Origin of the sequence: Pseudomonas frederiksbergensis, assembly GCF_003732275.1 — a bacterium.
Classification (GTDB): domain Bacteria; phylum Pseudomonadota; class Gammaproteobacteria; order Pseudomonadales; family Pseudomonadaceae; genus Aquipseudomonas; species Aquipseudomonas frederiksbergensis_H.
In genome coordinates this window covers 240,033-255,331 of record NZ_MOBM01000020.1, presented here as the reverse complement: position 1 = coordinate 255,331, position 15,299 = coordinate 240,033, and the positions used below count along the sequence as shown (strand labels likewise).

At 56.9% G+C, this 15,299-nt stretch carries 11 protein-coding genes; 6 read left to right on the top strand and 5 right to left on the bottom strand.

Annotated elements, in window-relative coordinates; all coding sequences use genetic code 11:
- Positions 1 to 76 precede the first annotated feature (76 nt).
- The 3 genes from gbdR to BK662_RS16795 all read right to left on the bottom strand — a co-directional run bounded on the left by gbdR (position 77) and on the right by BK662_RS16795 (position 4,272).
- On the bottom strand, positions 77 to 1,195 hold the full coding sequence (gene gbdR, locus BK662_RS16805) for a choline metabolism transcriptional regulator GbdR (RefSeq protein ID WP_123359001.1): 1,119 nt from the start codon (positions 1,193 to 1,195) through the stop codon (positions 77 to 79).
- A 101-nt stretch (positions 1,196 to 1,296) separates the two neighbouring features.
- The gene (gene gabP, locus BK662_RS16800) at positions 1,297 to 2,697 is read right to left on the bottom strand and encodes a GABA permease (protein ID WP_123359000.1); all 1,401 of its coding nucleotides are present in this window, start codon (positions 2,695 to 2,697) and stop codon (positions 1,297 to 1,299) included.
- 600 nt (positions 2,698 to 3,297) lie between these two features.
- Positions 3,298 to 4,272 (bottom strand): ribonuclease Z, encoded by a 975-nt coding sequence (locus BK662_RS16795; RefSeq protein ID WP_123358999.1) that lies wholly within the window; start codon positions 4,270 to 4,272, stop codon positions 3,298 to 3,300.
- A 229-nt stretch (positions 4,273 to 4,501) separates the two neighbouring features.
- On the opposite strand from BK662_RS16795, the gene BK662_RS16790 reads away from it, so the two are divergent.
- The gene (locus BK662_RS16790) at positions 4,502 to 4,960 is read left to right on the top strand and encodes a metallophosphoesterase family protein (RefSeq protein ID WP_123358998.1); all 459 of its coding nucleotides are present in this window, start codon (positions 4,502 to 4,504) and stop codon (positions 4,958 to 4,960) included.
- A gap of 570 nt (positions 4,961 to 5,530) precedes the next feature.
- Here BK662_RS16790 and BK662_RS16780 read toward each other — a convergent pair.
- Positions 5,531 to 6,265, bottom strand: coding sequence for an SDR family NAD(P)-dependent oxidoreductase (locus BK662_RS16780; RefSeq protein ID WP_123358996.1), 735 nt, complete (start codon positions 6,263 to 6,265; stop codon positions 5,531 to 5,533).
- 113 nt (positions 6,266 to 6,378) lie between these two features.
- On the opposite strand from BK662_RS16780, the gene BK662_RS16775 reads away from it, so the two are divergent.
- The 3 genes from BK662_RS16775 to BK662_RS16765 all read left to right on the top strand — a co-directional run bounded on the left by BK662_RS16775 (position 6,379) and on the right by BK662_RS16765 (position 9,081).
- Positions 6,379 to 6,741: a winged helix-turn-helix transcriptional regulator gene (locus BK662_RS16775; protein ID WP_123358995.1), complete on the top strand. Its 363-nt coding sequence runs from the start codon at positions 6,379 to 6,381 to the stop codon at positions 6,739 to 6,741.
- 246 nt (positions 6,742 to 6,987) lie between these two features.
- The gene (locus BK662_RS16770; RefSeq protein WP_123358994.1) at positions 6,988 to 7,614 is read left to right on the top strand and encodes a TetR/AcrR family transcriptional regulator; all 627 of its coding nucleotides are present in this window, start codon (positions 6,988 to 6,990) and stop codon (positions 7,612 to 7,614) included.
- Positions 7,615 to 7,809: 195 nt separating this feature from the next.
- Positions 7,810 to 9,081 (top strand): OmpP1/FadL family transporter, encoded by a 1,272-nt coding sequence (locus BK662_RS16765; protein ID WP_123358993.1) that lies wholly within the window; start codon positions 7,810 to 7,812, stop codon positions 9,079 to 9,081.
- Between the two features lie 140 nt (positions 9,082 to 9,221).
- On the opposite strand, the gene BK662_RS16760 is transcribed toward BK662_RS16765, so the two are convergent.
- A complete protein-coding gene (locus BK662_RS16760; RefSeq protein ID WP_123358992.1) occupies positions 9,222 to 10,682 on the bottom strand; it encodes an efflux transporter outer membrane subunit in 1,461 nt (486 codons plus the stop codon).
- A 218-nt stretch (positions 10,683 to 10,900) separates the two neighbouring features.
- Here BK662_RS16760 and BK662_RS16755 point away from each other — a divergent pair, with 218 nt between their 5' ends.
- Positions 10,901 to 12,010: an efflux RND transporter periplasmic adaptor subunit gene (locus tag BK662_RS16755; RefSeq protein WP_123358991.1), complete on the top strand. Its 1,110-nt coding sequence runs from the start codon at positions 10,901 to 10,903 to the stop codon at positions 12,008 to 12,010.
- The gene (locus tag BK662_RS16750; protein ID WP_123358990.1) at positions 12,007 to 15,156 is read left to right on the top strand and encodes an efflux RND transporter permease subunit; all 3,150 of its coding nucleotides are present in this window, start codon (positions 12,007 to 12,009) and stop codon (positions 15,154 to 15,156) included. Before BK662_RS16755 ends, BK662_RS16750 begins: the two co-directional genes overlap by 4 nt.
- Positions 15,157 to 15,299: the final 143 nt, after the last annotated feature.

Below are 15,299 nucleotides of genomic sequence, written 5' to 3'. Positions count from 1 at the left end.
GCACGTCAAATCTCCTGCGTGATCTTATTGAGTAAACCCAGGCACTGCGGATGAATGGGAGCGGCAGGGACGGCGATCAGCACGATTCCGCCAAATCGGTACGAATCATTCGAACACTGGCAAAAGTCGATTCGTTTCGTGCCTGGTCGAGCGCTGTCAGCGGTCTGGTCGATGACTGCTGGGTAGTCGCAAGCGTTACCGGTTTGCGACTCATTTCAGAGCTGGAACGATCATCGCTTGGTGGAACACCAAAGTACTCGCGATAGCATTTTGAAAAGTGTGGTGTGGACACGAAACCGCATACATAAGCCAACTCAATGATCGACAATGATGTTTGCTTAAGCAGTTGTCGCGCTCGAATAAGACGTAACCTTAAGTAGTAGCGTGACGGCGTACAGTGAAGGTATTTCTGAAAAAGCCGCTCTAGCTGTCGACGTGACAGATCGACGTATTCTGCAAGGTTATCCAGGTCGATCGGTTCCTCGAGATTGGCCTCCATCAACGCGACGATCTCCTGCAGCTTAGGCTGATGAGTTCCCAATACATGCCTGAGCGGGACGCGTTGGTGATCCTGTTCGTTGCGTATGCGCTCATAAACAAACATCTCAGAGATGGCGGCGGATAATTCACGACCGTGATCGCGACCGATCAGGTGCAACATCATGTCGAGCGGCGCTGTTCCCCCGGAGCTTGTGAAGCGGTTTCGGTCGAGGGTGAAGAGACTCGCACTGATGCTGACTCGCGGGAAAGCTTCCTGCATGGCGGCCAAAAACTCCCAATGCACACTGCACTCGTAGCCGTCGAGGAGCCCGGCTTTGGCGAGCGCCCAGCTACCGGTGCATACACCGCCCAACCGTCTGGATTGACGCGCCAAGGCTTGTAGCCAGGTAATGTGCTCGCGGGTAATCACGCTCTGGACTCCAACACCACCGCACACGATTACAGTGTCCGCCACTAATGGATTGTTCCATGAAGCATCCGGAGTGATCGGCACACCGTCACTGGCCCAGACAGGCTCTCCATCGGGGCTGAACGTATGCCAGCGATATAGCTCTCGCCCCGACAACTGATTGGCCATGCGCAGTGGCTCTACTGCGGACGCTAGGGAAATAAGTGTGAATTTATTCAACAGCAAAAAACCAACGGATTGAGTCGTACCGTCGGACACGGTGGAGTTCGATGACATCGTGGTCATGTCCTCACAAAGAGCGATTACGGCCTGAGACGCAGGAGCTTGTAATACCCCCCAGCCTTGGCGTAGGGAGTATTAGGTTTGGCGCAAATACCTCCTTGGTTTTATCCCACTGACGTCACCCTCGCAGCCTGCGCAGGGTGACGCGACGTCACAAGGCCGATAAAAGAAATCGCCAGCGCCAGTCCAATGGTTGTGCTGACTTCGGTACGGTGCTCTGGGGTGATCATCATGACTGCCAGCGCTGCGCAAATGAACACAATCACCAGCCACGTCAGCCATGGAAACAGCCACATGCGAAAGGTCAGCTCAACGTTCTGCCGACGCAACATCCGGCGCATGCGCAACTGCGACACCGCAATGGCCAGGTACACCAGCAAGGCAATCGCGCCGGAGCTGGCCAGCAGGAAGTCAAACAGCCCGGCGGGCATGAAGTAGCTCCACACGGTGATCGCCGCGCCCAGCACGGTGCTGGCGATGACTGCTGCCCGCGGCACGCCTTCGGAGGAGGTCGCCTTCAGCGCCTTCGGCGCATCGCCACGACGGCCCAGCGAGTACAGCATGCGCGAAGCAATGTAGATCGAGGAGTTCATGCAACTGGCCACGGCGATCAGCACCACCACGTCCACCATGAACTTGGCGTGGGGAATGTTCATGATTTCCAGTGCCCGCTGGTAGGAACCTACCTGGGCGAGCAGTGGATCGTTCCAGGGCACCACGGAGATGACCACGAAAATTGACAACAGGTAGAACACGCCGATGCGCCAAATCACCGAACGCGTGGCCTTGGCAATGTTCTGCGAGGGATTGTCGGATTCGGCGGCGGCGATGGTCACTGCCTCGGTCCCGATGAAGCTGAACATGATGGTGATGAAGGCGCCCACCACCGCCGACAGGCCGTTGGGGGCGAACCCGCCGTGTTCGGCCATCAGGCCGCTCAAGCCGCTGACCTCCCGTTCGGGCACCCAGCCCATCAAGACGGCAAAACCCACGCCGATGAAACCGATGATCGCCACCACCTTGGCCATGGCGAACCAGAACTCGAATTCGCCGTACTTGGAGACACTGAACAGATTGGTGACCACCAACGCAATGATCGACACCAGGGCGAACAGCCAGGCATCAATCTGGGGGAACCACTGGTTTAACACGTGGCCGGCGGCCAGTGCTTCGATAGGAATCACCAGTACCCAGAACCACCAGTACAGCCAACCGATGGTGAAGCCTGCCCAGCGACCTATTGCCTGGTCGGCATAGGTGGAGAACGAGCCTGTGTCCGGGTTGGCCACCGCCATTTCACCGAGCATACGCATGACCAGAACGACGAGCAGGCCTGAGAATAGATACGCCAGTAGGACTGCTGGGCCAGCAGCTGCAATGGCATGTCCTGAGCCAACGAATAAACCGGCGCCGATAATCCCGGCGATAGACAGCATTGTTACGTGACGAGGCTTGAAGCCCTGCGCCAATTGGCCACTCGAATCCTTGGAGTTCGGGCTAATCATTGGTTTTTTTCTCTGCTGATCGACATTTAAGCGAATTAACGGGGGCAACGGATCATCATCGTTCCCTGCTGCCGCTTCCTAAAAGTGGCACCCTTCAAACGCTGCAGTTCTTATCAAACCCATCGTCGCGATTGGTTATTGCTATGAAAAGAAGGCACCACCTTACCCGGCCTGTTCGACAATTCAGTTACCTGTTCACGCCGTCTCCTTGCCTGATATCGACACGTGCCAATTTAGCGTTCACATCGAAAACCAATCGGTCACGAAATGGAAAAGTGCAATCATTTTGTTTTTTGAGGATTCTGCTACAGCAGCAACGGATGGGGATAACTTGGAAAGTTTAAGCGGGCGAGAAGGTTTCGGGACGAGGGCCGCGAGATCTCTCTGGGAAGAGCGGATTGGATGATTACTTCCTGTCGCGACTGGCTGAAAACGGCCAAAAACAGACAGAGGAAAGGGGTACAGATTGTCCCCATTCTCGGCTCCGAGCCAGGCCCTCCCACCCACTCAATAAGTCGATCGGGTCAGTGCCGAAGCGCTGCCAGGTTTCATCGTCCCGACTTGACCGTCTGAGGCCTGCAATCGTCAATAAAGTAAGCACTATTGTGACAAGCGGCCAGTGACAACTTTCAGGCGGCCATCTCGATCGAGGTGATAACGCTGTAGATCACGCGCCAGGATCAGCTCCCCGGTGAAGTGGGCTGCAGCTTCGTCGTGGACATCTTCGATGGTCGGACTTCGCCCGGGACTGGCTTGGTAGCGCGCACTGAAGTGGGTAAGAACCAGATTTGGAATGCCTGCTGACTCGGCAAAACGTGCCACGGCGGCGGCACTGCTGTGCCCATAACTCTCGCGAGTGCGATCGATTAATGACTGAGTGAACGTCGCCTCATGCACGAGCACATCCGCACCAGCAACCACCTCCGCCAGCAATTGGGGAGTATCGTTATCGCCACAGATAATGATGCGTTGACCGGGTCGCGCAGGACGCAAATATTGCTCCGCACGAAATATACATCCGGCATGCTCAACGTCATGTCCATGCGCCAACTCGCCCCAAAGGGGGCCGCGAGGAATACCTTCGACCTCCAGACGTTGTACATCCAGTCGCGGATGAGGATCTGATTCGGTAAATACATAGCCATGGCAGGGAACACGATGGGAGAGGGCAACGGTGTCGACATGAACATTGCCATTTTGCCAGCCAGTGAAGGTTTCGCTCGCATGCAGATGCAATTCGAAGGGCAGCCAGGACTTGCTGACGGTCAGGCTGAGGCGCACCCATTCATGTAACGCAACTGGCATCACTATATCGAGGGGCTCGAGACGCCCCGACATGCCTGCGCTGGCCAGCAAGCCGGGTAAGCCGAAGCAATGATCGCCATGTACATGGGTTATGAAGCACCCGCGAAGCTCTCGTAAAGACAATGGGGTGCGCATCACTTGATGCTGGGTGGCTTCACCGCAATCCACCAGATACCAACCCCTGCCGGAGGATTCGATGAGCGCGGTGCCACTCACGTTTCGATTTCGGGAAGGAACGCCTGCTGAAGTACCAAGAAATATGAGATCCATGGCCGCTCCTTCATTCACGCAGTTGATCTGAAAAGCAGCTATTTTGCGAAGCGATGAAAAAAATCACAATCTCCCTTCAGCATGTGGGGCGGGGGAGCAGAGGATTCACTCCATTTCCACCCTGGACGGTACAAACACTGTTGGAGTTCAACGTTGAGGTGTCAGCGGCCTGACCGCAATCCTCAAAGGCGTTTATCCCAAGTTAAGCTTCAACTGCTTTGGAGTTCTCATGAAAGTTGGCGTCATTTCCGATACCCATGGATTGCTCCGCACCGAAGCCCTTGCTGCCCTGGAGGGATGTGAGCAGATCATTCATGCAGGTGACATCGGTAGCTCGGAGATTCTGGATCAACTGGCATCTATCGCTCATTTGTACGTCATACGCGGGAACAATGATCAAGACGAACCGTGGGCGGAAAATCTACCCGATCTTCTGCGTTTCGACCTCAAGGGATGGCAGACGCTATTGGTGCATGACATTGCCGATGTCCCAGTCGAACTCGATGCGGGCATAAAGCTGGTGATCACCGGCCATTCCCATAAACCACGGATTGAATGGCGCGGCGAACGGCTTTACCTCAATCCCGGCAGCGCGGGAAGGCGACGCTTCAAGCTGCCGGTGACGCTGGCTGTACTAGAGTTACTCGAGACCTCCATTGAGCCTCGATTGATTTACTTACTGGAGTGACTCGCGTCATCCCCGGCGGAGAGGGATAAAACCTTCGGCTTAACCGCTCGCGCAAATGTTGCAACCACTAGGTGCAAGACGCTTCGATGAAACCGCCAGGTGCTGGGGAAGCGTAGGCAACTGGATGCGATCTACTCCCTTCGTATTGCTTGACGACTATTCGTAAGCGTCCGGGTAACACACCTTCCTGATCCCAGCGTTTAAGACTACGGGGGCCCGATGGCTACGCTGATCGAGCATCGGCTTTCGATTTATCTATGGACGCTCTGATTGCATCAATTACGTCTTGAGTGAGCGCCATAACTGTCGTTGTACTGACTTCAATCCGACTGATAATGTCTGCTCGCGGACCCTGTTTCCAGACATCGCTTGCGTAAAAAATATCTTGAGCGGCTAGGCGATGGCTCTCGCTTTCATAAGAGCGAATCAGGTGATAGCTGTCACAATCATGTAATGAGCCGCCATAAGAAACGACATCTATGCCAGCTTCTATGTGAAGCGAAACACTTACATTTTGCATTATTCGATGAAAATCCAATCCCGATCGAGTTACCGGCCGGGCGTGGCGAGTCAGATTTGCGCCAGGCCGCCGTCGACGGCGACCTCACTTGCGGTCATGAAGCTGCTGTCCTGCGATGCGAGAAACGCGGCCGCCGCTCCGATCTCCGCCGGATCGGCCATGCGCTGGAGCGGATTCATCGAGGCGAAGACCTTCATGCCTTCCTCGCCCAGCGCTTCCTTCGCAAGTTTGGTCGCCGTCGGCCCGGGCGACAGCACGTTTACCCGGATGCCGGTACCCTTCAGGTCCTCCGCCCAGGTCCGTGCGAGGTTGCGCACTGCCGCCTTGCTTGCGCTGTAGACGCTGAATGCCGGGGCGCCCGTGGTGCCGGCGCTCGATCCGGTCAGGATGATCGAACCGCCCTGGCCCATCAGCGGCAGCGCCTTCTGGACCGTGAAGATCAAACCCTTCACGTTGGTGTCGAAGATTTCGTCAATGTGCTCGGCGGTGATTTTGCCGAGCGCAAGCTGGCTTCCCGCCCCGGCATTGGCGAAGACGATGTCGAGGGTTCCGCGCTCGGCCTTCACCGCCGCGTAGAGTCGGTCGAGGTCGGCCAGATCGGAGACCGAGCCCTTCACCGCGCGGGCATTGGGCCCGAGGTCGTCCACAGCGGCGTCGAGCGCTTCCTGCCGGCGACCGAAGATGAAGACGAAGGCACCCTCCTCGATGAAGCGCTTTGCCGCTGCGCGGCCGATGCCGGTAGCGCCGCCGGTGATCACGGCGGTCTTTCCATTCAGTCTGGTCATGACGTGCATCCTTCGTTGGAGTTGTACTTAAGCAGGAAATTGCTTGCTTGAGGACGAGGATGCAGCTCTGATAACCTAAGGACAAGTATGCACCTTTTGGTAAGTATCAAAAAATGACGACGACTTCTGAAATCTGCGGTACAGGTTGTGGGCTCAACGCCACGCTGCGCATCATCTCGGGCAAGTGGAAACCACTGGTCTTGTTTTTCCTGCGCGACGGCCCGAAGCGCTACGGCGAGCTCAAGCGTCTGATCCCGGGCGTTAGCGACAAGGTGCTGATCCAGCAATTGAAGGATCTGGAAGCCGACCACGTGCTGACGCGGACCGACTACAAAGAAGTACCCCCGCGCGTGGACTACACGCTGACCCCGCTCGGCCGCAGCCTGGCTGACGCGATCGTCCCGCTGTGCAACTGGGGAACCGAGAACGCGGCGCAAATGGCAAGCATCTTCGCCAAACGCGACACTTTGGCCTAGCAGGATGCTGAAGAACCGCTGAGTCGGACGACCTTCGCATTCGAGGGAGGGCGGCAGGTCGAATTCTTCCGATCAGACTGTCAGGATTTCGCGTCCAGTCCGGTTTTGAGGCCACGGGTGGAGTACGCATTGACGGCGCTTGGTCATGCACTCGGATTAGCTGTGGTTTCCGAACGTTTGATTTGTGACTATATATCCTATCGGTCACAAGTTGTCAGTCCTCGATAGGGTGAGTAAGCTGTTCCCATGAATCAGCCATCGATATCTTCATCTTCGCCCAGCCCCCGTGGCCCAGCCGATCACGACATTCGAGACCAGATTGTCGCGGCGGCCAACGAACACTTCAGTCAATACGGCTATGGTAAAACCACGGTTTCCGATCTGGCCAAGGCCATCGGGTTTTCAAAGGCCTACATCTACAAATTTTTTGATTCCAAGCAGGCGATCGGTGAAGCCATCTGCGCTAATTGTCTGGCAGAAATCGTCGCGACTGTGGAGCAGGCTATCAATGTAGAAGGCCTGTCGCCAACGGAGCGCTTTCGACGTTTGGTCAAATCTGTGATCGCCACAGGTGTGAATCTTTTCTTTAACGACCGAAAGCTCTATGACATTGCAGCCTTCGCGGCGTCGGAAAGCTGGCCCAGTACGCAGGCTTATGACGCACAGATCAAACGCTTCGTGTCGCAAATAGTGCGAGAGGGGCGAGAGATTGGTGAATTTGAACGCAAGACTCCGCTGGACGAGACAGTAGAAGCGATACATCTCGCGCTGCGACCATTCGTCAACCCTTTGCTGCTGCAGTACAACCTCGATTTCGTCGAGGAGGCGCCCACGCTTACCTCCAATCTCATCTTGCGTAGCCTCATGCCTTGACCTTCGGCTAAAGGTTTACGGCATGCCAGGATAAGCGACAGATCACCAAAACGGCTTTTCACTTTGCCCTTCTTCCATCCGTCGAAGGGCATTTTATTATGTGCTTTGTGACTATTGACTGTATTGGTCACATGAACAAATATGGGGGCGTCGTTTCTACTGTTTCATCCCAGTGATACCCATAGAGTTCAAACAATGAAAACAATATTGCTCAAGAGCCCATTTGGCCTTGCTGTCGTGCTCGCATCCTCAAACGTTTTTGCAAGCGGCTTCGCTCTCAATGAACAAAGCATCAGTGGGATGGGATCCGGGTTTGCCGGTCGCTCCTCCTCCGCTGAAGATGCGAGCACGGTCTTCGGTAATCCCGCGGGAATGTCTCGCTTGAAAAGAGAGCAGGTCAGCGTGGGGGCTGCGACTCTTTTCGCTAAGTCCGACATAAGCCAGACCCGCAGTACATTCGGAGGCCAGGAAGACGGAGACATGGTGCCAACCACCACAGTGCCAATGGGTTACTACGTCAAACCCATCGATGAGCATTGGGCGTTCGGTGTAGGGTTTTATGTACCTTTCGGTCTGATGACTGACTATGGCAGCGGTTTTGCCGGGCGTTACTACGCCAACAAAAGCGAGGTCACGACCCTTACATTCCAGCCCACCATCAGCTATGCCTTTAACGACAAAGTTTCGATCGGGTTCGGTCCGACCATCAACCGTATCAGCGGTGAGCTGTCCGGTATGGTGCCCAATCCACTTAGCCCTGGTCGCAATGACGGAAAACTCAAAAGCACTGGCGATGACACTGCCCTCGGTTTCAACGCCGGTATCCTGGTGCAGGCTACAGACCGGACCCGTTTGGGCATGACCTACCACTCCAAGGTCAGTTATCAATTGGATGCCAAGACCAAGGTCACTGACGGCATCTTTAGCGTGTTGGGGGTCAGCGGCCGGAGTTATGACGCTTCGCTGGATGTGGATACCCCAGAGTCAGTGGATTTCTCGGTGACTCATCAGCTTAATAACGACTGGACCCTGTACTTGGGGAGCACTTGGACTCGCTGGAGTCGCTTCAAAGAGTTAACTATCGAGAACACGGGTTTACCCCCTGCGTTGAGCGGCGCGCTGGGCACCATTACCGAAGAACAGAATTGGCGCGATACGTGGGCTCACGCTATCGGTGCGGCGTATCAACTGAACAACCAATGGGTGCTTCGGGCAGGTCTTTCGGTTGATCAGTCGCCCACCAACAACACCAACCGAGGACCACGTATTCCCACGGGCGACCGGAAGGTTATCAGCTTCGGTGCTGGCTGGACTCCGGCGGACAATGTCACGATCGATGTTGCTTATTCCTACCTATGGGAGGAGAGCGTGCAGATCAACGACGCCTCTGCGAACAGAGGTGCATACAGTGCCAAATATAAGAACAGTGCGAGCGGGCTCGGTACGTCTGTTAGTTACCGCTTCTAGTTGAGTGCTGTTACGCGATAAATGTCCTGTCGGGAGCACGCGTGCCTCCCGACCTTTAAGAACACATCCCGGGCCTTTCCCCTGAGGGGCTGTACTCCGGTTGGCGGTGCGTGCATCAAGTGCTACGTCACCTGGTTAAATCATCGTGTCGCAACAGGCCGGGCTTCAGGAGGTTGCCAGCCACCACCTAGCGATTTGAATGCCGCAACCGCCGCTCGTGCCGATTCCGTTCGCGCTTGCGCCCGAGCATCGGACGCCTGCAGCATCGTCTCGTCAGCGTGCAGGACATCGATCAGGCTGGCCGTGCCTTTCTCATAGGCAATGAACGACGATTGGCGGGCCTGCGTCAGAGACGCCTCTCCCCCGGTGAGGGTGGTTGCTTGAGCTTCCCGATTCACCAGTGAGGAGAACGCGTTCTCGACATCCTCGGTGGCGCGCAGCACAGACTGACGGTAAGCGGCCAGGGCTTCGGCTTCCTGTCCCTTGGCTTGGTCGATTTGGGCGTTTATGCGACCGAAGTCGAAGAGTCTCCAGCGCAGTCCCAATACGCCCGCCGACTGGCTGGCGCCGCCGGTAAAAAGGTTGCCTGCGGATACAGCCGTGGCACTGCCCAGCAATGCACTAAGGGAGAATTTCGGGTAGTACTCAGCAATCGCCTCCCCGATGCGTGCGTTTGAGGCCGCAAGACGGCGCTCAGCCACAATGAGGTCTGGCCTGCGGCGCAGCAAATCGGCCGGCGTTCCCATTGCCTTTAACTGTGGCGCTACAGGAATGCTCCCCGCACTTGCCAGTTGCGTGCGGTGAGTGCCTGGCGGCGTGCCGAGCATTACATCCAGCGCATTCATGGCAGCATCCAGACCGGTCTGCAGGACCGGCACTGTCGCTTGGACCTGCGATAGCGCGCCCTCGGTCTGGCGAACCTGATAGTTGGCGGCGAGCCCCTTGCTGTAGAGCAATTGGACTTTCTCCAGCAACTCCTGCTGCGTTTTGACTTGCCGATTCGCAATGTCCAGCCGGGTCTGCAGTCCGCGGATAGTGATGTAGATATCAGCGGTCTGCGCGGCGATGGCCAATCGTGTGGCAGCGACGTCCGCCTGGGAAGCCTGGTACTCGGCCAGAGCAGCCTCGCGTCCGCGGCGCAATCCGCCAAAGACATCTACCTCCCAGCTGGCATCGAGGTTGGCTTCGTAGGAGCTTCCGTACCGATCATAGCCAGGCGTTGAGTTCAACACCTGGCCGAGCGGCGTCTCGATTGACTGGTAGGAGCGTGCGGCCTGTGCGCTGATGTTCCCTGAGGGGAGTAAAGCGGCATTTGCAGCACCTAGTCCGGCCCGCGCCTGTGTGACTCGCGCCGACGCCTGCGCCAGGTCCAGATTCTGCTCAAGCGCCTTGGAGATGAAGTCGGTCAGCACTGGATCACCAAAGCCTTCCCACCAAGCTACAAGGCTGGTCGGCGTCGCTCCACGACGCTGTTCGACAGAAGGCTGACCCAAGTAGCGATCCGAAAGCGGAGCGTCTGGACGATGGTAGTCCGGACCGACCGCGCAACCTGCCAATAAGCCGGCGCTGACCAAAAGAGCAATTGGACGGAGGGGAGGCATTGAGATTCCTTCAATCGAGGATATTTGTGACCATATTACGCAATAGTCACACTCTGTCAATTGAGGTGCGTTGAGCAAGTTCTGGATTTTTCTCATTGGTAGCGGCGGTTTCTGTGTTGAGCTTGAGAAGCTGAATGTTTCATGGGTTGTGACCATTGACACATATGGTCACTAGGCTGAGAATGTGGCGATCGTCCTATTTTTAAGTAAGGGAACCTATGCGCCGGCTTCGACCTTTCCCCATTGCCGCTTGCTTGTTGCCTCTTGTCCTGGCGGCATGTGGTGACTCATCCACCGTTGAAGATCCGCGCACGCATGCTCCTCTGGTTAGGTCCGCAGCGGTTCAGGGTTCCTCCGACGCCTCACGTTCTTTCACTGGTGTCGTGGCTGCCCGCGTCCAGGGCGATCTGGGTTTTCGGGTATCAGGCAAGGTGCTTGAGCGTCTGGTTGACACCGGTCAGACCGTTAAACGTGGTCAGCCACTCATGCGCCTTGACCCAATCGACCTAGGGTTGCAGGCGCGAGCACAGCAAGAGTCAGTCATAGCCGCTCGGGCCCGAGCCAAACAGACAGCAGATGACGAGGCTCGATATCGCGACCTGGTCGCCGCAGGTGCTATTTCTGCATCGGCCTATGACCAGATCAAAGCCGCAGCGGATACCGCAAAGGCGCAGCTTAGCGCCGCTGAAGCGCAGGCTGATGTAGCTCGCAATGCTTCTGGTTATGCGGTGCTGTTTGCGGATTCCGACGGCGTTGTGGTGGAGACGCTCGCCGAGCCCGGACAAGTTGTCAGCCCGGGACAGCCCGTGGTTCGACTGGCGCGGGCAGGGCAGCGCGAAGCCATCGTGCATCTGCCCGAGACGTTGCGCCCCGCAGCAGGATCCATCGCGCAGGCGACGCTTTATGGCAATACCGCGGATGCTGTTACAGCGAAGCTGAGGCTGCTTTCTGACTCGGCCGACCGAATGACACGCACCTTCGAGGCGCGGTATGTGCTTGAGGGGGCGCTGGCCAATGCGCCGATAGGTTCGACCGTCACGCTTCGGATCGCTGAAGGCGCCACGCAAGGGCAGGGGCTGCAAGTACCGATCGCTGCCGTTTATGACCCAGGCCAAGGCACTGGCGTGTGGGTCATCGCCGGTACACCGGCGAAGGTGGCCTGGCGACCTGTACAAATCCTGGGCTTGAGCGATGACACAGTGCGAGTCGCGGGCGACCTCAAAGTCGGCGAGCAGATCGTAGCGTTAGGCGCACATCTGTTGCGCGAAGGTGAAGAGGTGAGATTGCCTCAACAGGATGACGCCAAAGTTGCCGGGGGTCGTCCATGAGCGAGGGGCGCTTCAATCTTTCCGCGATCGCCGTTCGTGAGCGATCCATTACGGTGTTTCTGATCTTCCTGATTGCCGTTGCAGGCACCCTGGCGTTCTTCCAGCTGGGGCGTGCGGAAGATCCTCCCTTTACGGTCAAGCAGTTGACGATCATTACCGCGTGGCCGGGCGCCACGGCGCAGGAGATGCAGGATCAGGTAGCAGAGCCACTTGAAAAACGCCTGCAAGAACTGAAATGGTACGACCGCACGGAAACCTACACCCGTCCTGGCCTCGCTTTCACGATGGTGTCATTGCTCGATAGCACGCCGCCCTCGCAAGTGCAGGAGGAGTTCTATCAGGCACGCAAAAAGCTCGACGACGAAGCCACCAAGCTACCGGCGGGTGTGATCGGGCCATTGGTCAACGACGAGTATTCGGACGTGACGTTTGCGCTGTTCGCGTTGAAAGCCAAAGGCGAGCCGCAGCGACTATTGGTGCGTGATGCTGAGTCGTTGCGCCAACAACTGTTGCATGTGCCGGGCGTGAAGAAGGTCAACATCATCGGTGAACAAGCCGAGCGCATTTTTGTGTCCTTCTCCCATGACCGACTGGCCACCTTGGGCGTTTCTCCCCAGGACATCTTCGCCGCGCTGAATAGCCAGAACGTGCTTACACCCGCCGGTTCGATCGAAACCAACGGGCCGCAGGTTTTCCTGCGGGTGGATGGCGCTTTCGATAAATTGGAGAAAATTCGTGACACGCCCCTGGCGATTCAGGGGCGCACGTTGAAGCTCTCGGACGTGGCGACGGTTGAACGAGGCTACGAAGACCCTGCCACCTTCCTGGTGCGCAATAACGGCGAAGAGGCCTTGTTGCTGGGGGTCATAATGCGCGAGGGCTGGAATGGCCTGGACCTGGGCAAGGCGCTGGACGCCGAGACGACGAAGATAAATGAAGGCATGCCGCTGGGCATGACGCTGACCAAGGTCACTGATCAAGCCGTGAACATTGACTCGGCCGTTGGCGAGTTCATGGTCAAATTTTTTGTCGCGCTGCTTGTGGTGATGCTTGTCTGCTTTCTCAGCATGGGCTGGCGGGTAGGCCTCGTGGTCGCAGCGGCGGTACCGTTGACGTTGGCGATAGTGTTTGTGGTGATGGCGGCCACCGGAAAGAACTTTGACCGTATTACCCTCGGCTCGTTGATTCTGGCGCTTGGACTGCTGGTGGACGACGCCATCATTGCTATCGAAATGATGGTGGTGAAAATGGAAGAGGGCTACGACCGCATCAAAGCTTCCGCGTACGCCTGGAGTCATACGGCCGCGCCGATGCTTGCCGGTACGCTAGTGACGGCTATCGGCTTTTTGCCGAACGGCTTCGCGCAATCGACTGCCGGCGAGTACACCAGCAACATGTTCTGGATCGTGGGCATTGCTTTGATCGCTTCCTGGGTCGTCGCGGTGGCCTTCACCCCTTACCTGGGGGTGAAGTTGTTGCCAAACATCAAGAAGGTAGAGGGTGGGCATGCGGCTATCTACAACACTCCCCATTACAACCGCTTCCGCGGAGTTCTGACACGGGTCATCGCCCGCAAATGGCTGGTGGCTGGCACGGTTATTACGCTGTTTTTCGTGGCAGTTTTAGGCATGAGCCTGGTGAAGAAGCAGTTCTTCCCGACCTCTGACCGTCCCGAGGTGATGGTCGAGGTGCAAATGCCCTACGGAACCTCCATCGAGCAGACCAGTGCCACTGCCGCAAAGGTCGAGGCCTGGCTGCAAAAGCAGGAAGAGGCAAAAATCGTCACGGCCTATATTGGGCAGGGGGCGCCACGCTTCTTCCTGGCGATGGCGCCAGAACTGCCCGATCCATCGTTCGCCAAGATTGTGGTGCTGACGGACAGTCAGGAGGCACGTGAAACCCTCAAATTCCGCTTTCGCGAAGCGGTCGCTGAAGGACTCGCCCCAGAGGCCCGCGTCAGGGCGTCTCAAATTGTATTTGGTCCTTATTCGCCATTTCCGGTGGCCTACCGGGTGATGGGACCTGATCCGTCAAAGTTGCGCGAGATTGCGGGCCAGGTACAGGACGTGTTGCAGTCGAGCCCGATGATGAGAACCGTCAACACCGATTGGGGACCGCTGACGCCGACGCTGCATTTCGCTCTGGATCAGGATCGCTTGGAGGCGGTGGGGTTGACGTCAAACTCAGTCGCGCAGCAACTGCAGTTCCTGCTGGCCGGAGTACCGATCACCGCAGTTCGTGAGGACATTCGCTCGGTGCAGGTGGTTGGTCGCGCAGCGGGGGATATCCGGCTCGATCCCGCCAAGATAGAAGGCTTCACGCTGGTGGGCGCGGCGGGTCAGCGGATTCCGCTGTCTCAGGTGGGAGAGGTCGATGTGCGCATGGAGGATCCGATCCTTCGCCGTCGTGACCGCACGCCGACCATTACCGTGCGCGGCGACATTGCCGAAGGCTTGCAGCCGCCGGACGTTTCAAGTGTGGTCATGAAGGAGTTGCAGCCGATCATTGAGAAACTGCCTTCCGGTTATCGGATTGAGCAGGCGGGTGCAATCGAGGAGTCGGGCAAGGCAGGTAAGGCGATTTTACCGTTGCTGCCAATCATGATAGCCATGACATTGCTCATCATCATTGTGCAGGTTCGTTCAATCTCGGCGTTGATCATGGTGTTCCTCACCTCGCCGTTAGGGTTGATTGGTGTGGTACCGACACTGCTTGTCTTCCAGCAGCCGTTTGGTATCAATGCTCTGGTCGGTTTAATCGCGTTGTCGGGCATCTTGATGCGCAATACGCTGATTCTGATTGGGCAAATCCATCACAACGCGCAAGAAGGGCTGGACCCGTTTCACGCAGTAGTCGAAGCCACGGTACAACGTGCCCGCCCGGTACTGCTGACAGCGCTTGCGGCAATCCTGGCATTCATTCCGCTGACACACTCCGTCTTCTGGGGGACGCTGGCCTACACGCTGATCGGAGGCACATTCGTCGGAACCATCATGACGCTGGTGTTCCTGCCAGCGATGTACGCCATCTGGTTCAAGATCCGTCCTGACAATACGGGTCAAACTGAAACAGCGAATAAGCAAGCAAGCCTGGTGGATAGGACGCCACCCCGTCCTCTCGACGTTCACCTGACCACAAAGCTTTAGCCATAGGCTATAGCTTGCTGCTTTTAGTGGGCGTCGACTGAAAAATGAAGAGGGTTCAAGGGGCAAGGCCTGCGATCAGTTGCTGCAAGATATATGGGGCCTGAGATCATGGCCGGTGGCATTCACAGGCAATACCTGCAGGA

What these genes read in the sequence shown, in the direction of transcription:
- gbdR (WP_123359001.1), bottom strand. Translation starts at nt 1,195, where the DNA reads ATGACCACGATGTCATCGAACTCCACCGTGTCCGACGGTACGACTCAA.
- gabP (WP_123359000.1), bottom strand. Translation starts at nt 2,697, where the DNA reads ATGATTAGCCCGAACTCCAAGGATTCGAGTGGCCAATTGGCGCAGGGC.
- BK662_RS16795 (WP_123358999.1), bottom strand. Translation starts at nt 4,272, where the DNA reads ATGGATCTCATATTTCTTGGTACTTCAGCAGGCGTTCCTTCCCGAAAT.
- BK662_RS16790 (WP_123358998.1), top strand. Translation starts at nt 4,502, where the DNA reads ATGAAAGTTGGCGTCATTTCCGATACCCATGGATTGCTCCGCACCGAA.
- BK662_RS16780 (WP_123358996.1), bottom strand. Translation starts at nt 6,265, where the DNA reads ATGACCAGACTGAATGGAAAGACCGCCGTGATCACCGGCGGCGCTACC.
- BK662_RS16775 (WP_123358995.1), top strand. Translation starts at nt 6,379, where the DNA reads ATGACGACGACTTCTGAAATCTGCGGTACAGGTTGTGGGCTCAACGCC.
- BK662_RS16770 (WP_123358994.1), top strand. Translation starts at nt 6,988, where the DNA reads ATGAATCAGCCATCGATATCTTCATCTTCGCCCAGCCCCCGTGGCCCA.
- BK662_RS16765 (WP_123358993.1), top strand. Translation starts at nt 7,810, where the DNA reads ATGAAAACAATATTGCTCAAGAGCCCATTTGGCCTTGCTGTCGTGCTC.
- BK662_RS16760 (WP_123358992.1), bottom strand. Translation starts at nt 10,682, where the DNA reads ATGCCTCCCCTCCGTCCAATTGCTCTTTTGGTCAGCGCCGGCTTATTG.
- BK662_RS16755 (WP_123358991.1), top strand. Translation starts at nt 10,901, where the DNA reads ATGCGCCGGCTTCGACCTTTCCCCATTGCCGCTTGCTTGTTGCCTCTT.
- BK662_RS16750 (WP_123358990.1), top strand. Translation starts at nt 12,007, where the DNA reads ATGAGCGAGGGGCGCTTCAATCTTTCCGCGATCGCCGTTCGTGAGCGA.